This is a genomic window from Undibacterium sp. (assembly GCF_030683615.1).
Taxonomy (GTDB): Bacteria; Pseudomonadota; Gammaproteobacteria; order Burkholderiales; family Burkholderiaceae_D; genus Undibacterium; species Undibacterium umbellatum.
On the sequence record NZ_JAUXQE010000006.1, the window covers coordinates 158,996 to 175,841 of the forward strand.

The following is a 16,846-nucleotide window of genomic DNA, read 5'->3' on the forward strand; positions in this document are numbered from 1 at the left end:
ATCGGCGGCATTCAAGTAGTGATTCGATCACTGGTTTGCCGTTGGCTGTGCTTTTTAGATCATTCGAGCCATTAAACAAAAATACATGTGACCATGTCCATCTTATGTTAACCTCATGCCTCTTAATATATTAAGCCTGCGAGACACCAACCATGCCCATCCCTTTTCGTTCTGTCATTATTGCCACTTTACTGTCTTCTTTGGTGCTGGTAGCACCTGTTAGCATGTCCGCCACTGCCACCCCTGTAGCTGCAAATAAAAAAGCTGATCAGGGTTTTGCCCAGGTAAAGACAGCTTTCCTCGCTGCATTGTGGCAACAAGACCCGGACATGGCGATGGCCGCAGGCCGTTACCAGGATGCTAACAAGCTGGTCTTGCCCAATCAGGCGACCCGCGATGCCTATGTTGCTTTTGCCGATAACTGGCTGGACCAATTGGGCAAAGTGAATGCCGACGCTTTATCTGCAAAAGAGCAGACTGACCTGGCCTTGATACGCAACTATTTGAATGGTACACGCTGGTATCTGACGCAATTCCGTGAATTTGAATGGAATCCAACCCAGCATAATATTGCTGGCAGCTTTGATGCCATTCTCAATACCGATTTTGCCCCGAAAGCAAAAAGGGTGCTGGTAGCGATTCAGCGCCTGCAAGCCGTACCTGCATATTATGCAGCGGCAAAAGACAGTATTAAAAATCCCACGCCTGAGCATACCCGTCTGGCGATCAAACAAAGTGCCGGTGCCATCACAGTATTGGCAGGTCTGGAAAAGGCAGCCGCACAAGAGAAGCTTGCAGTCAAAGACAAGCAAGCGCTGGAAGACGGCTTGAAAAACGCACGTGCTGCCATCAATGACTATGTGCAATTTCTTGTGGGCCTGGAAAAGACACTCGATCCGGCAACCGCCCGCTCTTTTCGCATAGGCAAGGATTTGTATGAAGGCAAATTCTCAGCTGATATCCAGACATCCTTGACAGCCGAACAAATTTACCAGCGCGCATTGACAGCCAGGGAAGAAGCGCACAATAACATGGAAAAACTGGCCGACCAGTTGTGGGATAAAACCATGGGCGCGCAAGCCAAGCCAGCTGATCGCGTCAAGAAAATTGCCATGGTCATCGATAAGCTGTCAGACAAACATGTAGCAGCAAAGGACTTGTACCCGGAAATCCGCAAGCAAATACCGCAACTGGAAAAATGGATACGCGACCATGATCTGGTCAGCCTGGATCTCAAAAAGCCTCTGGTCGTCCGTGAAACTCCAGAATATCAACGCGGTATCAGCGTCGCTTCGATAGAAGCACCTGGCATTTTCAGGCCCAACGATAAAACCTATTACAACGTCACACCTTTTGATGGCCAGCCACCAGAACAAATTGAAAGCACTTTGCGTGAATACAATCACTGGGTTTTGCAGATATTGAATATTCATGAAGCCATTCCTGGCCATTACACTCAATTGCAACATGCGAACAAATCACCGTCAGTGATCAAGACCCTGTTTGGCAATGGTGCCATGATAGAAGGCTGGGCCGTGTATAGCGAACGCATGATGTTGGAGTCGGGCTACGGTGATAACACACCAGAGATGTGGCTTATGTATTACAAATGGAACTTGCGCGCTGTCTGCAATACCATTCTCGATTATCAGGTGCATGTACTTGGCATGACAGAATCAGAAGCCAAAGACTTCCTGATGAACCAAGCCTTCCAGACCAAGGCAGAAGCCGATGGCAAGTGGTTGCGTGTGCAATATACATCTGTGCAACTCACCAGCTATTTCAGCGGCTATAGCGAGATACTGGAATTCCGCGAGCAGCTCAAAAAGCAGCAGGGCGACAAGTTCAAACTCAAGCAATTTCATGAGCAATTCCTTAGCTATGGTAGTGCGCCTGTGGGGATGATCAAGAAGCTGATGTTGAAAGACGCAACGAAATAAAAACTGAGCTATTCCAATTAAAAATTTCTATTCATGCGCCCCGATGTTTACAAAGTCACTCAGATCGGACAAGGCTTCCTTGCCGTGATGGCTAAACCCGTTGCGGGCGAATGGATAGAAGATGAATTTCGCGGGATCGCGCAATTCGGTATCGATCGGCTGGTCTCCTTATTGGAGGCACATGAAATTCGTCAGCTGGGTTTGCAAACTGCGCCTGACTTATGTGGAGCAAATCAGATCGATTTTGTGCATTTTCCCATCAAGGACAGGGGCCTGCCTTCTTCTTTTTCTGCCACGCAGAAATTGGTGACGCAATTGTATGATGACATACTCAAGGGGGAGAATACTGTCGTTCATTGCCGTGCGGGGATAGGGCGGACTGGCTTGCTTGCTTCAGCAGTCTTGATCCGGCATGGACTGGATGCCGTCGTAGCGTTGGCAACGGTCAGCAAAGCGCGCGGTATTACGGTTCCCGATACCGATGAACAAATTGATTGGCTGAAGAAGCATCAGGCCGCCCTGCGCACCTGAATCTCAAATTACTTCCCAGATTTCTTTTTCGTTCCAGGTCAAATATTTAAATGGGGAAATTTAAGTTTCCCGTCGGGGAGATATCCCCTTGTCTGTTTTGGTGCAAACAAAAATATCCGGTGCAAATGGTATGGAAATGCACCAAACAGATAAGTAATAGTGGTTTTTTCACAAATTTGTTAAAAAAAGTCAATCCGCAGTAACAAAACTGACATGATCGGATGTTAATCTAGTAATCGTTTGCGCAAACGATTGCTTAGTTCAACTGTCGTTAAATCTCGTTTCTGGAAAGCAGCAAACAGCATGGTGGTAAGAAGAATAGGTAGAGAAGTACAAGAATGGCTGCTTACAGATATCTGAACAAGGCTGGAATAAAGAAGCGAGATAACGCAAGGTGTCCTGTCATGGACGCTAGCGCGAGAAGTATTTTCTCTGCTTTGAGAATTTCGACTGAATGAAGATGTGTGTGGGACGGCCACACACATTAATGAGTAGTTATTCAGGGGGAATTTTTTATGCAAGCTTTACCAAAAGCCAGCAAACTAACAACGTTGGCATTGCAACTTGGTCTTGTTTTTTCATTCAGTTTTGTGGGCATACAAGCTGCCCAAGCATCTATTGCGGATCATAATGAATTCGAGGCAAGTCTGCATGTGCCATATCGGACTGATGCCAAAGCCGGTGCTGAATCCCGTTATTTCACGATGGAGTTCGAGTATCCCCATGTTACGAAGGAGCAGACCGTCACCTGGCGCCTGGAGTTGTTGGGCGTAGACGGGCGTGTAGTAGACCGCTGGTACGGCACGGAAAAACTGTTCAAAAAAACTGTCACTGCACAAATGTTCTGGAGTGGCCGCGGCCCAACAGGCGCAGCCTTGAAAGATGGTGTTTATCAAGTCAGACTTACTGCCAAGGCGACGGATACTTCTGCCATGCAGGCTGCGCCAGCGGGTGATGTTGCCAGCACTGTTGAGCGTGCATTGGCAAAACCAGACACGGAAATCATTACACAAAGCTGGCCACTGCAAGTTGGCAAGCTCGCTACACCCAAAATGCCAAGTTTTGCAGCCTTGCCGACCAAGGCCAGCACCTCACTTACTAGTACATCCGCAGCCAAGTCTATTGCGGGCATGGCACCGCCACCAACAGCGGCAACAGGTTCATTGCCTTACACTATCTACTACGGCAACTTGCATAGCCAGACCAATCATAGCGATGGTGGCGGTGAACTGACTTCATGTACTGGTGCGCAAAACCCGCAATCGGCAGCCTATGGTCCGACAGACGCCTATCAGTACGCATTCAACAGGGGTCTGGACTTTTTGTTGGCCTCCGAGCACAACCATATGTATGACGGTTCTGATGGCACCAATGCATCAGCCACACCGGCAACTGCAAAAAATCTGTATCAGTCTGGCCTTGCCGCTGCCAGCAGTTTCAACTCTAGCCATGCCGGTTTCCTTGGGATTTATGGTCTGGAATGGGGTGTCATCAACAACGGTGGGCACTTGAATATTTTCAATGCCAATGAATTGTTGGGATGGGAATACAATAGCGGCAACCAGTTGCTGGCAGATACGCTAACTACAAAAAATGATTATGCTGGCTTGTACACCTTGATGCGCCAGCGCGGATGGATAGGACAGTTTAATCACCCCTCAAGCAGCGGACAATTTCTTGTCGGCGGCACTGCATTCGGTTTTACCGCAGATGGCGACCAGGCCATGGTTGCTTGTGAGGTCTTGAATACCTCTGCATTCTCAACCAATACCACAGAAACGGAAACTAGCCGCAGCATGTATGAAGGTGCCTGCAACAAGGCATTGGAAGCTGGTTTCCACGTGGCGTTTACAACAAACCAGGATAATCACTGTGCAAACTGGGGGGCATCTTATACCAACCGTACCGGTGTTTTGCTGGCAAACGGTGCTGCACTGAATACGGCAAATTTTGTCGAAGCCATGAAAGCGCGTCGCATCTTCGCTACCATGGACAAGACATCGCAAATCGTCCTGACTGCTAACGGCCACATCATGGGAGAGCGTTTCACCAATAGCGGCCCTCTGACCCTGGTCAGCAATTTTGCCAGCACGAGTGGCCGTACCGTTTCTACGGTAGTGATTTATGAAGGTGTGCCAGGACGCAGAGGCACGGTAACGCAATTGTCGAATACCGCGACCACCACGATTACTCCAACTGTGGGCGAGCATTTTTACTATGCCAAAATCACCCAGGATGACGGTAAAATCCTGTGGTCTGCACCAATCTGGGTTACGCAATCGAATAGCACAGACAGCACGCCACCGACAGTCAGTGCTGGGGAGTCAGGCACCAGTGGCACGATCACCTTGTCTGCCAATGCAACTGATAATGTGGGCGTCAGCAGGGTTGAGTTCTATGTCGATGGCACACTCAAGGGTACGGCAACCAGTACACCTTACAGCATGACACTGAACTCGGCGACCTTGACTAACGCCAGCCACAGCCTGGTTGCCAAGGCCTATGATGCTGCCAACAATGTTGGTACTTCCTCGGCGGTCAGCTTTACTATCAATAACCCTGTCAGCGATACGACTGCACCTACTGTGTCGGCCAGCGTGAGTGGTACGAGCGGCAACATTACTCTGTCAGCGACAGCGACAGATAATGTAGGCGTGACCAAAGTTGAGTTTTATGTTGATGGTAGCTTGAAGGCGACCAGTACCACGTCACCGTATTCAACGACCTTGAATTCAGCAACGTTGTCGAATGGTACTCACAGCCTGACCGCCAAAGCCTATGATGCTGCCAATAATATTGGTACTTCATCTGCAGTGAATTTTACTGTCAACAACAGCACTTCCACGCAGTTGATTAGCAATGGTGGCTTTGAGAGTGGTGCCAGCTCTTGGACTGCCAGTTCAGGCGTTATCAGCACAGGTGGTTCTGAGGCATCTCGTACAGGCAGCTACAAGGCCTGGCTTAATGGCTATGGCAGCGCCCACACTGACACGCTGTATCAACAAGTGACGATCCCCGCTGCCGCCACGTCCGCCAGCCTGAGTTTTTGGTTGAAAGTCAGTTCGGCCGAAACCACGACAACGCAGGCTTACGACACCCTCAAACTGCAAATACGAAGCAGTAGTGGCACGGTACTGACAACACTGGCGACGTACTCAAACCTGAACAAGGGCACGACTTATGTCAACAAAACCTTTGATCTGAGCAGCTATAAAGGCCAGACCATACGCGTGTACTTTGTGGGCGTTGAGGGTAGCGTGACAGCAACTTCTTTCCTGATTGATGACATATCGCTTATCGCACAGTGAATTTTTTAGCAGCTTGTTAAGAAAAAAGTGAAAACCCGCCAGGCACGGCGGGTTTTTTCATGGCTGTCGCATATCCATACTTCGCGGTAAGATAGCATTGGCCAGGACGGACAGGATCAAATATGAAAATCAGGTTTTATCACGCACCAGATGCAAACTGCTGTGAACGCTTGTTGTGGATACTTGACTACAAACAAGTCGAGTACGATAGTATTGATGTCGGGTTGGGCGATGTAGGGGAGCAAGTCAGATTGCTGAGCCCATTCGCCCGTGTACCCTTGATGGAGGTTGATGGCATCGCCCTAAGCGAATCCATGGCCATGGCTGAGTTTATTGAAGAGATCGCCCCCAATCCACCTTTGCAATACGAAGCCCCCTTTGCCCGTGCTCAGGTGCGTGAAATTTGCGAGGCAGTTAACTCATCCATACATCCTCAACAAAACAGTAGCACGGTAAGATTTTTTCATCCTGACTGGAATAAGGATCAGATGCGCCCGGTAAGAGCAAAGTGGTTGTTCATGAACCTGCAAAAACTGCATTCACGTTTATGGTTAGACAGTCAGTTTGCAGTTGGTAAGCAATTCACACAGGCTGATATTTTTGTTAGTATCATCTATCGCAAGGCAGTGGACCTTGGGGTGGCAATCAGTGATTTACCTGAGTATGAACGCTACTGGAAATTTCTGATGAGTCATGAATCAATCAAGCGCAGTTGCCCTGTTGCGGCATGAACTGGTATCAGCAATCGCATGGCAAAATCCAAACTAAGGAGATTGAAGATTGGGAATGACAGTTTTCTCTGGACTGTAAAAGCCACATACCTGACACGTACAGACGTGGCAGCTGACTATCCTGTGCATGTGAAATTCACCGCCTTTCTTGAAGGCTATAAAACCACTGCTCTTCATATCCACTTTCACACCAGCGCAACGGTGGCGGGCAACTGGTTGACATCTGGGATTGGCGAAATCAATTTGCACCTTCCCAGTTTTGCGCGTTTGCTGATTCTCGGTGGCATGGAACAAGGTTGGCAAGCCCAGCGTCAGACCTTTTGCATTGAAGACGGTCTGCCAATTTTGAAGCGTGCCGGATATGGCATCAACGATGAATGGAATCCAGAATCAAGATGATGCCTGTGCCAGGGCGTGTTGACATTTTTACAGCAGGACTTGCGCAAAACCACCCTTAAGCCTTGCCGCTGCGTTTCTATGAACCGCGCACTGAAAGTACTGCCTTCGTCGCGAAGCTGCCTGACAGGCTGAGGCTTTGCCAGACGCATCACCGTGATAAACTTGTACGCATCTTAAGTGCAGAATAAAAAATACCTGAATAATGAAATCACTAGAACGCACACTGACGTCACTGGAAGGTTTGTCCATAGGCGATGCATTTGGCCAGTGTTTCTTTCAAACAGAAAATCAGTCACTGCTTGCAGGTGGCGGGCAATTGCCTGATGCTCCCTGGTACTTTACCGATGATACAGAGATGACATTGTCTATCGTGCGTGTATTGCGTAATCACGGTGAAATTGATCAGGACATACTCGCAAAAAGTTTTGCAAAACAATATAGCTACGACCGTGCTTATGGGCCATCCATGCACAGGGTCCTGGCCTGCATCGATGCCGGTGAAGCCTGGCAGGATGTAGTTGCCAGTTCGTTTGAAGGTCAGGGGTCTTATGGCAATGGTGCCGCCATGCGGGCTGCGCCACTTGGCGCTTACTTCGCAGATGATCTGGCATTGCTGATGAAGCAGGCCAGTTTGTCGGCCGAAGTGACACACGCTCATCCTGAAGGAATAGCGGGAGCCGTTGCAGTTGCACTGGGGGCTGCCCAGGCTTGCATTTACAGAGATGCTGGAGTAAGACCTGCACATGCAGAATTTTTGGGCAAAATCATCGACGCGTTACCACAAACTGAGGTGCGTTCGAAACTGGTTCGTGCCCAGTCCATCACCAAGGCAGGTGCCATGGATTTTCCAGTTTCTGTTTTGGGTAATGGCAATAATATGTCGGCGCAGGATACCGTGCCACTGGCCTTGTGGTGCTGCGCCCAGGCGCTGGACGACTTTGGAAAGGCTATGTGGCTGACAGTAAGCGCAGGTGGTGACCGAGATACCTTATGCGCGATAGTTGGCGGTGTTGTCGCATCGTTTGTTGGTAGCGAAGGCATTCCTGATAACTGGAAAATATGTCGAGAGGTTTTGCCTGCCTGGTATCTTGAGGATTGAAATTGACGAAGAAAATTTTTTGGGAAGATCCCTATCAAACCCGTCTGTTGACGCAAGTCAGCAAGATAGAGGGCAATGATATCTGCCTCGCATCAACGATTTTCTTTGCGTTTTCTGGTGGCCAGGAAAGCGATACCGGCAGTATAGCTGGCCATGCGGTTCTGGCTGCACGTAAAGAAGGGCATGACCTGCTTTATACCTTGCCGGATGCGCATGGCTTGCACCTGGGGCAGGATGTGGAGGTCTGCATAGATTGGGATAGACGCTACCGTCTCATGCGTTTGCACTTTGCCGCCGAGCTGGTACTGGAATTATTTTATAAATCATTGCCAGGCATAGGCAAGGCCGGTGCCCATATTGCGCAGGACAAAGCGCGCATAGACTTTATCTGGAGCGAGAGCATTGCTCCTTTGCTGCCAGCTTATGCAGAACAAGTACAGGCTATCATTGCTGCCAATCTTGACATCAAGTGCGCTTTTGAAGATGAATCTACAGAAAGACGTTACTGGGAAATTGCCGGATTTTCGCGTGTGCCCTGCGGCGGTACCCATGTCAGGCGCACAGGTGAATTAGGACAGATCAGGCTGAAACGCAATAATATCGGGCGGGGTAAGGAGAGGGTAGAGATTTATCTTGTTCCATAAAAAAACAGCGACTGCAAAATGCATGTCGCTGGATTTTATCGATGCAAGTTGGTGAGGCTTACTTGCCGAACAAGGATGAAAACTGCTGCAGCACCGCGGCCGGATCGATGTTGCCAGCCTCTGGCACCTGGCCATGTGGCGTCAGATGATCGATGATACCAGGCAAAAATTCAGCCAGTTGGCTGGCTGCGCCTTCGTGAGAGATGCCTGCTGCAGTTGCCAGTTGTTGCAATTGCCCGCCACCCAGGGCTTGCTGGATTTGTGCGGCAGAGATAGGCATGTTTTGTCCAGTACCTACCCAGGATTGCACGATGTCTGCCAAACCAGCCTGATGAAAAGCACTGATCAATGCTTGCAAACCGCCTACGCCGCCTGGTTGCCTGTCACCCAGCATGCTGACTGCTGCTTGCATCAGCGATGCATTGCCGCCGCTGTTCTGGCTCACACTGCCAAGCATGCTTAATGCGCTATCGAATAAACTCATGATATTTCCTTCTGAATTGGTAAAGTGCTGCAAGTGTCTGGCTGAGTATCGGCAGGAATTGTGAACTCTGTATGAAATTTGACAATTTTTTACGGCGAGAGAAATTTTTGTCTGTTTGTTATTGTGATCTTCTCACATGCCGCCCCAGGCTGCATTCAAGATGGTAATCGCTGCCAGCCCCGCTGTTTCCGTACGCAAGATGCGCGGTCCTATGGATAAGGCCAGTACACCATGCTTGATGGCGAGGTTTTCTTCTTCGTCGGAATAGCCGCCTTCCGGCCCCACCATGAGGCTGACTGCCTGTGCCGGATGGTGACGTGACCAGTCAGCCAGTGATTGCTCTGCGCGTGGTGTCAGCAATATTCTTTGATGCATATCTTGCTGCCCAAGCCACTGGTTGAAATTCATGACGGGTGACAGATGAGCGAGGCGATTGCGGCCACATTGTTCAGCAGCGGCAATGATGATGCCTTGCCAGTGTGCCTGTTTTTTCTCGGCTCGTTCAGCTGAAAGCCGCACCACGCAACGCTGCGCGGCCAGAGGCTGTATCGCACTGACACCCAGCTCCATGGCTTTTTCTACGATCCAGTCCATTTTCGAGGCCTCAGGCAGGGCTTGCACCAGATTCAATGAATAAGGCAATTCACATTCTTCCGGCAAAAATACTTTTACTTCGGCCTGGACATTTTTCTTTGCGACCTGGGTAAGCGTAGCGACGTAACAGCCCCCTTCGCCATTGAAGATGCTGATGTTGTCACCCACATTCTGACGCAGTACAAATACATGATGCGCGACTTCGTCCGGCAAGTTGATGATGGCCCCTATGCTTAAGGGGAGAGGGCAGTAAAAACGTGGCATGCAATTCTCTATCTTGAATCTGTTGCAAATTAATAGGTCATGCAAGAGGCATTGATCATTCCCAGACCAAGGCTCAAAGCCCCAAGGAAAATGCCAGACGCAATTTTATTATTGGGGATATCCGAGATGATGCCGGGTATCAGCAAACGGGCAATGCCAAATGCCAGTAATTGTATAACCAGGGCGACCAGACCCCAGAAGCTCATATCGATCACGCTGACGCTGTTGGCAATGGCAGATGCCAGGGCGGTGCAATAGCCCAGCAGGGCACCAGACAGACTGGCGGCCGCAGCGATATTGCCTTCGCGAATCAAGGCGATTTCTCGATAAGGGGTGATGCGTATATACACGACGATAAACAGGGTCAATAGGACAAAGGCGGCTGCTATATGGCTGAAAAAGGCGACTAATCCGTGTGCCAGTAATTGTTCACTCATGGGTAATCCTATTCTACAAAATAATGGGGAATGAAACGGCTGGTATTTTTAGTAATCAGGGTTTCATCTTCGCGTATGCCTATTCCGGCAGCTTCATCACCAACTATCCAGGCACCGATCGAGGTGTAAGCAGGGGTGATGCCGTCGTCAAACTTTGGTTGTGGTGCGTAAGCCTGATAGATATAACCTTCGGCACCATATTCACCAGCAGTATGCATCACTTCGCCATTCGCATAGATGGAAATGTTTTCCCCCTCACGAGAATACAAAGGCTTTTTCACATGATTGCCACTGATGCGCCAGGCATCAAAATAGGCGGGCAAGAGATTGGGATGGTTCGGAAACAATTCCCACAATATCGGTAGTATTGCCTTGTTTGACAAGATCATTTTCCAGGCTGGCTCTATGATACGCATGGGGCGCTTCAGCAAATGATTGGAAAAATCTTCGCGACACAGCCATTCCCAGGGGTAAAGTTTGAACAGATTGTCTATCCTGCTGTCAAGATCATCGACAAATACGCCTTCGTCTTCATCCCAGCCCAGGGATTCGATGGCGCATTGTTTGGTGGCAAAGCCTGCCTGTATGGCAGTATCGCGCAAATAAGAGAGGTTGCCTTCATCTTCTTCATTGCCGCCCGCGCAGGCAAAGTGCAACAGGCCCTTGCCAGGGAATTTCTTCCACTGGTCTATGAGTTTTTCATGCAGGGAATTGAACTGGTCAGCATCCGGATGAACATCTTGCAACCAATACCATTGGGCGACACTGGATTCCACCAGCCCCGTGGGGGTGTCGGCATTATATTCCAGCATCTTGGGCGGGCCATTGCCATCCCAGCTCAAATCAAAGCGGCCATAGAGTGAAAATTCTTTGGCTCGCCAGCTATCTTCAACTTGTGACCAGAATGCCGGTGGTATGGCAAATTTCTCTTGCATACCGTGCTTGACGACATGTTCCACTGCTTGCAGTGACATTTGGTGCAAGTCCAGGCTGGCTTGTTCCAGCGTATCTACTTGTTCTGCAGTAAAGCGGTAGGCATAGCGTTCATCCCAGTACAGACCATCGATGGAGTGATAGCTAAAGCCCAGGGATTCAAATTGTTGCTGCCAGTTCGCGCGTGGTGTCAGGGAGGTGCGTATCATCAACCGCCTCCGCTACTACGTGCGCTACTGCCAAAACCACCGCGACTGACGCTGCTGCGTGTGGTGGTCGTGCTGCGACTGATGGCATGGTCGCTGCCAGAATTGTGTACGCCAAGATTTCTTTGTACGGTATCTCGATAGCCGGGCGAATAAAAAGGCCCGAAAAAGCTGTGCGTGTAACCGCTATAGTGACTGCCGCTACCCGTATAGCTGCTGCCAGTAGTGCCAGCTGGCATGCTAGCGGTATTCAGGTCGGTGCTGCTGGCAACAGTTTCGCAAGCAGCACCATCACCCCAGTCTTTGCGGCAATCTTCGAGGCTTTTATACTGATCGCGGATAGTAGTCAGTTCCTGGCTACTGCCACTTTCAGTGTTACCACTGCATGCTGTCAGGGCGGCACTGGTTACCAGCATTAAGGGCAGAGCATGGCTGACTCTGCGATTGCCATGTCGTTTTATTTTTGAGGCACTCACGGTTTCTCCTGTATCCCCCATTCTGGGGCTAAGGCATCAGGTCTTTCACATAATTAGGTAAAGCAAATAATGCCTGATGCACTTCGCCATTGTAATACTTTAGCAATGGCAAACCACGGTGTTTGATCTGCAGATTTACCGTTGACGCTGATATTGACAGGGGATTACTGTGCTTGCTGACAATCGCCATGCCCCACAATGCCCCATACAAAGGGATGAAAACGGTGTATGGATGCAATTGAGGAAATACAAGCTTGAGTTTTTTCAAGGTGTCTGCAAAGCGTTGTGGGTGAAAGTAGGGGCTGCCCAGATGTAATACCAGCATGCCTTGTTGCGTCAGCCTTTGCGCACACGCGTGGAAAAATTCTTCAGTCATACAGGTGGCTGCCAGTGAGCTGCCATTTGGACTGACTGGGTCGGTCAGGTCCAGCAGTATCAAGTCAAACTGTTCTGTACTGTTATGGATGTAGGCAAAGCCATCTTCATAACGGTGTTGTATTTTTGGATCATCCAGTGCGCCGTGATGAATTTTGCTCAAGTGCTGGCGTGCCATCTTGACGACTTCTACATCAATTTCACAAAGGGTGATGCTGTTGATGCTGGGGTATTTCAATAATTCTTCGCAAGACCCGCCATCGCCGCCACCGATGATGAGGGCGGTACGTGGTTCTGGATGGCTCATCGCCGCAGGGTGTACCAGGCATTCATGATAAAAGAATTCATCTTTTTCTGATGTCATCATGGCACCGTCTATACGCATGACCTTGCCAAAATCGTTGGTATCGGCGATCTCGATTTCCTGCATGGAACTGCGCTGGCGTGCCAATACCTGATTGATACGGGTAGCCGCAAAGCTGTCTTCTGTCAGGGCTTCAAAGCTCATGGCAGGGCTATGTTCACCGCGTTGCAATTCCTGGCGTGAGACTGTGCGTGGCTGGAAAACAGCAATCAGGGCATCAACCATTTGTCTGGCCTTGCTGCCATTGTCGTGATTGAAGTTGCAGACGTATACGTCCAGCGTGACTGCATGACGTTCTGGCCAGGTATGGATGGCGACATGCGATTCTGCCAATAGCAAGGCACCGGTGACGCCAGCCGGGCTCCCATCCTCATGGGTGAATGGGTGAAACTTTTCCCCGACGATGGTCAGGCCAGCAGCAATAGTGATATCGCTGAGGCATCGACGCAGGCTTTCCGGGCTGACGAAATATTCTGGCGCTGCATCACAATTGAAGCAGTCGGCGGTCAGGTGTAAGCCTTCCATAAGTCTTTCTTTAATTCAATGGTTCAAAAATACCCTGCAAATCTTCTGCAGTCAGTTGCACGCTGGCGATTTCACCCTGGTCGAGTATGGCACGTGCCAGATCAGATTTTTTAGCCTGCATTTCCTGTATCTTTTCTTCCAGGGTGCCCTTGGCTATCAGGCGATAGACAAATACGGGCTTATCCTGTCCTATACGCCAGGCGCGGTCGGTAGCCTGGTTCTCTGCCGCCGGATTCCACCATGGGTCATAGTGAATAACGGTGTCAGCAGCGGTCAGGTTCAAGCCTACGCCCCCAGCCTTCAGACTGATGAGGAATAGGGGGATATCACCTTCCTGGAAGCGGCGTACTACTTCGCCACGGTGCTCGGTATCGCCTGTCAGCATGGCGAAGCGCAATTGTTTTTCAGTCAGCGCTTCGGCGATCAGGGCCAGCATGCTGGTGAATTGTGAAAAGACCAGGATCTTGCGGCCTTCGGCCAGCAGTTCATCGATCATGGCCAGCAATTCTTCCAGCTTGGCTGACGGTGGCATCTTATCCTTGCCACCTTTGGTAGACTTAGTTGCGTTGGTGGCTTTGGCACCAGTAATCTTGACCAGGCGTGGATCGCAGCAGACCTGGCGCAGTTTCAACAGCGCATCAAGGATCACGATCTGACTGCGTGCCACACCTTTCTTGGCGATTTCTTCGCGGACTTTTTCATCCATGGCCAGACGCACGGTTTCATACAGGTCGCGTTGTGCGCCGCTGAGTTCTATATGGCGCAAGACTTCGGTCTTGGCTGGCAATTCCGTCGCTACTTTGTCCTTGGTACGGCGCAATAAGAAGGGCTTGATGCGGCGCGTCAGTAAGGCATGGCGCTGGCTGTCACCCAGTTTTTCTATGGGGTGCTGGAAGTCCTTGGTAAATGACTTGATATCCCCCAAAAGGCCAGGCATGAGGAAATTGAATTGCGACCACAGTTCGCCCAGATGATTTTGCAGCGGCGTACCCGTTAGGCACAGGCGGTGATTGGCCTGCAGCAGGCTGGCAGTCTGGCTGGCCTTGGCCTGGGCATTCTTGATGTATTGTGCTTCATCGAGTATCAGCAAATGATAGCGGTGCTGGCGCAGAGCTTCTTCATCGCGTGGCAACAGGGCGTAAGTGGTTAGCACCAGGTCGACCTGCGGGATTTGTTCAAATAATTTATTACGGTCTTTACCTTGCAAGACCAGCACGCGCAGATCAGGCGTGAAGCGTTGTGCCTCGCTGGCCCAGTTATCCATCAGGCTGGTGGGGGCAACCACCAGTGCTGGCTGGATCAGGCGGCCAGCTTCTTTTTCCATCAGAATATGGGTCAGGGTTTGTATGGTCTTGCCCAGGCCCATGTCATCAGCAAGTATGCCGGCAAGCTGGTATTCGCGCAAAAACTGCATCCATGCCACGCCTTCTTTTTGGTAATCGCGCAGGCTGGCTTGTAAACCTGCAGGGGGGGTGATGCTGTTGATGCCCCCAAATTCTGCCAGGCGTTTACCAAAGCTTTGCTGGCGTTCGCCACCTATCCAGCGCAAGTGGGTAGTGGCAGACAATTCCGCCAGGCGTGCGGCATCCAGCATGGGCATGCGCAGTTTGTCACCTTGCTGTTCATTGAAATACAACTCACCCAGGATCAGCAGGATAGGCTTGATGCGTGCATAGGGCAGGGCGACGCGGGTATTGTCAGGCAGGGCCAGCAAGACTTGTTCATCATCGGCGCGCTGGTTCACTTGTTGCAAGCTAAAGTCTTGTGGTGCCTGACGTATCAGGCTGACCAATAAGGGCAGCAATGAAATCTTGGCCTGGTTGACAACGATGCCCAGTTCCAGCTCAAACCAAACCGATTGCTGGTTATCTTCATCAACCTCGGCATACCAGTCCTCCACTTCCTGTAGGTTGTAGCGGTAATCATTTTGCTGACGAATATCCCATCCCTGACTGATCAGCTCAGGCAAGTCTTTTGTTGCAAAATTCAGCCAGGCATTCTGGTCGGGTAGGCAAAGTAACAGCTCTTTTTCATGGCCTGCCACAGCTTGCGCCTGAAAACCCAGATCCTGCAGGGTTTGCCTGGCACTTTGTTCAGCAGGCAAATCCTTGAGTATTTTTTCCAGGCCGTTCTGGCCACGGTGCAGCAAGTGATCGCCTGGTTGCTCTGATTCAGCTACCGCGTCTTCATAGGCAAACCGGAGGATGGCGTAATCAGTGCATGTGCTGGATGTCGTCAGGCTATTCAGTTCCAGCACCGGGCGCATGCGTATGTCTGCACGCAATTGTGCTTCCAGTTCTGCTGGTAAAGGGATCAGGTTTTGCAAGCCCATGTCCAGCAGGCGATTGGCCATTGCCTGCCGGGTTTCTGCCCGACCAACTGCCAGTAGCGGCGCTTCCTGCACCAGGTTGATCAGGGCAGGTAAGGGGAACTTGCTGGTCGCTGCTACATGCAGTTCTCCACAGCTATCCTGCCCTATCAACCAGGGGGGCTCGGTGGGCAGGATATAGGGCGGGGCAGGTATCTCTGCATCGCTACTATCGAGTTGCCAGCGCAGGCGCAGGTAGTCATTTTCTTCTTGCCAGGCCAGGTGTGCCTGTTGCAAAGGCTGGTAGGCCAGCTTTGATAAATGATTTTGTCTATTCTCAGTATTGAGCCAATATAGTTTGCCAGCCTTGGCGACACGTTCGAGCAAGACCGCACCCATCCTGCCCTTGGGAGAATAATGCGAGTAATAAAACGAATTCATGGTGCACATATTGAACAGCGCCAGTAATTCGTAATCTGCTTCCTGCAAAAAACTGGCTGACTTCATCATGTCGCGCACTGCCAGTGACAGCTTGGTGTATTTCAGGTCGCCTTTGGCATTTTGCTTGGCCTTGCCGGGTATGAGGCGCACTTCCTTGCTGCCAGATACGGTAGACAGGCTGAAAATCAGCATGCCATCTTCCAGTTCGTCTTTGGCAAATTCTGTGTCAGCCACCGGGGCTGGGGCAGGGGATTCATGCGTGGCAAATTCCAGCTCGCGCAACCACTTCTGTTCATTAAAACCCAGCGCGGCATCATTGCCATCGGCATGGCCGGGCTGTGCATGGGCTTTGTTGTGGTGGTCGAGGATATTCAATAAAACTGCCGCCACATGTTTGCAATTGTATTCAACCGGGCAACTGCAAGAGCCATTCACGGCTTCCAGTTTACCGTTTTCAAACACCAGCTCTATCTCTTGCGCATAAATATTGCGGCCACTGCCCTGGACTTCGCTCTCGACAAAGTCATTGTCAAAACTCCAACCTCTGACCTTGTTTTCTGTTGCATAACTGATACCGCGTATGAACACCTCATGAGGAAATTGCCGGGCAAGATCGTCGAGGGAGAAGTGACGTTTTTTTGATGACATGCGTAAGCTTTATAGGTAAACCCAGTAATTTTACAGTTTAAAAGAGCAAGTTTGCGCTTCTGAAGCGACGCAATTGTAGTATGGACCTCATGCTCTGGTAAAATATCGGGTTTTCGCGGGGAGAGTTTCATGTCCCCAG

At 50.3% G+C, this 16,846-nt stretch carries 14 protein-coding genes; 7 read left to right on the forward strand and 7 right to left on the reverse strand.

Annotation, left to right across the window (positions count from 1 at the left end; translation table 11 throughout):
- Positions 1-152: 152 nt before the first annotated feature.
- From Q8K39_RS03740 to Q8K39_RS03770, 7 genes are all read left to right on the forward strand, one after another.
- Complete coding sequence (locus Q8K39_RS03740; RefSeq protein WP_305258350.1) at positions 153-1,940, forward strand: DUF885 domain-containing protein; 1,788 nt, start codon at positions 153-155, stop codon at positions 1,938-1,940.
- A gap of 33 nt (positions 1,941-1,973) precedes the next feature.
- Positions 1,974-2,471 (forward strand): protein-tyrosine phosphatase family protein, encoded by a 498-nt coding sequence (locus Q8K39_RS03745; protein WP_370868550.1) that lies wholly within the window; start codon positions 1,974-1,976, stop codon positions 2,469-2,471.
- A 515-nt stretch (positions 2,472-2,986) separates the two neighbouring features.
- Complete coding sequence (locus Q8K39_RS03750; RefSeq protein WP_305258352.1) at positions 2,987-5,779, forward strand: Ig-like domain-containing protein; 2,793 nt, start codon at positions 2,987-2,989, stop codon at positions 5,777-5,779.
- A gap of 122 nt (positions 5,780-5,901) precedes the next feature.
- Positions 5,902-6,510: a glutathione S-transferase family protein gene (locus tag Q8K39_RS03755; protein ID WP_305258353.1), complete on the forward strand. Its 609-nt coding sequence runs from the start codon at positions 5,902-5,904 to the stop codon at positions 6,508-6,510.
- Between the two features lie 18 nt (positions 6,511-6,528).
- Positions 6,529-6,909: a hypothetical protein gene (locus Q8K39_RS03760; RefSeq protein ID WP_305258355.1), complete on the forward strand. Its 381-nt coding sequence runs from the start codon at positions 6,529-6,531 to the stop codon at positions 6,907-6,909.
- A 202-nt stretch (positions 6,910-7,111) separates the two neighbouring features.
- The gene (locus Q8K39_RS03765) at positions 7,112-8,008 is read left to right on the forward strand and encodes an ADP-ribosylglycohydrolase family protein (protein WP_305258356.1); all 897 of its coding nucleotides are present in this window, start codon (positions 7,112-7,114) and stop codon (positions 8,006-8,008) included.
- Between the two features lie 2 nt (positions 8,009-8,010).
- On the forward strand, positions 8,011-8,652 hold the full coding sequence (locus Q8K39_RS03770) for an alanyl-tRNA editing protein (protein WP_305258357.1): 642 nt from the start codon (positions 8,011-8,013) through the stop codon (positions 8,650-8,652).
- A gap of 58 nt (positions 8,653-8,710) precedes the next feature.
- Here Q8K39_RS03770 and Q8K39_RS03775 read toward each other — a convergent pair whose 3' ends face one another.
- From Q8K39_RS03775 to Q8K39_RS03805, 7 genes are all read right to left on the reverse strand, one after another.
- Positions 8,711-9,136 (reverse strand): YidB family protein, encoded by a 426-nt coding sequence (locus tag Q8K39_RS03775; RefSeq protein ID WP_305258358.1) that lies wholly within the window; start codon positions 9,134-9,136, stop codon positions 8,711-8,713.
- A 132-nt stretch (positions 9,137-9,268) separates the two neighbouring features.
- Positions 9,269-9,994 carry a 16S rRNA (uracil(1498)-N(3))-methyltransferase gene (locus Q8K39_RS03780; RefSeq protein ID WP_305258359.1) on the reverse strand — a complete coding sequence of 242 codons (726 nt, stop codon included), beginning with the start codon at positions 9,992-9,994 and terminating at the stop codon, positions 9,269-9,271.
- Positions 9,995-10,023: 29 nt separating this feature from the next.
- Positions 10,024-10,431 (reverse strand): DUF350 domain-containing protein, encoded by a 408-nt coding sequence (locus tag Q8K39_RS03785; RefSeq protein ID WP_186954216.1) that lies wholly within the window; start codon positions 10,429-10,431, stop codon positions 10,024-10,026.
- A gap of 8 nt (positions 10,432-10,439) precedes the next feature.
- Positions 10,440-11,573, reverse strand: a complete 1,134-nt coding sequence (locus Q8K39_RS03790) for a glutathionylspermidine synthase family protein (protein ID WP_305258360.1) — start codon at positions 11,571-11,573, stop codon at positions 10,440-10,442.
- Positions 11,573-12,046, reverse strand: coding sequence for a hypothetical protein (locus tag Q8K39_RS03795; RefSeq protein WP_305258361.1), 474 nt, complete (start codon positions 12,044-12,046; stop codon positions 11,573-11,575). Before Q8K39_RS03795 ends, Q8K39_RS03790 begins: the two co-directional genes overlap by 1 nt.
- 28 nt (positions 12,047-12,074) lie before the next feature.
- The gene (gene speE / locus Q8K39_RS03800) at positions 12,075-13,310 is read right to left on the reverse strand and encodes a polyamine aminopropyltransferase (RefSeq protein ID WP_305258363.1); all 1,236 of its coding nucleotides are present in this window, start codon (positions 13,308-13,310) and stop codon (positions 12,075-12,077) included.
- Between the two features lie 10 nt (positions 13,311-13,320).
- Positions 13,321-16,707, reverse strand: a complete 3,387-nt coding sequence (locus Q8K39_RS03805; protein WP_305258364.1) for a DEAD/DEAH box helicase — start codon at positions 16,705-16,707, stop codon at positions 13,321-13,323.
- Positions 16,708-16,846: the final 139 nt, after the last annotated feature.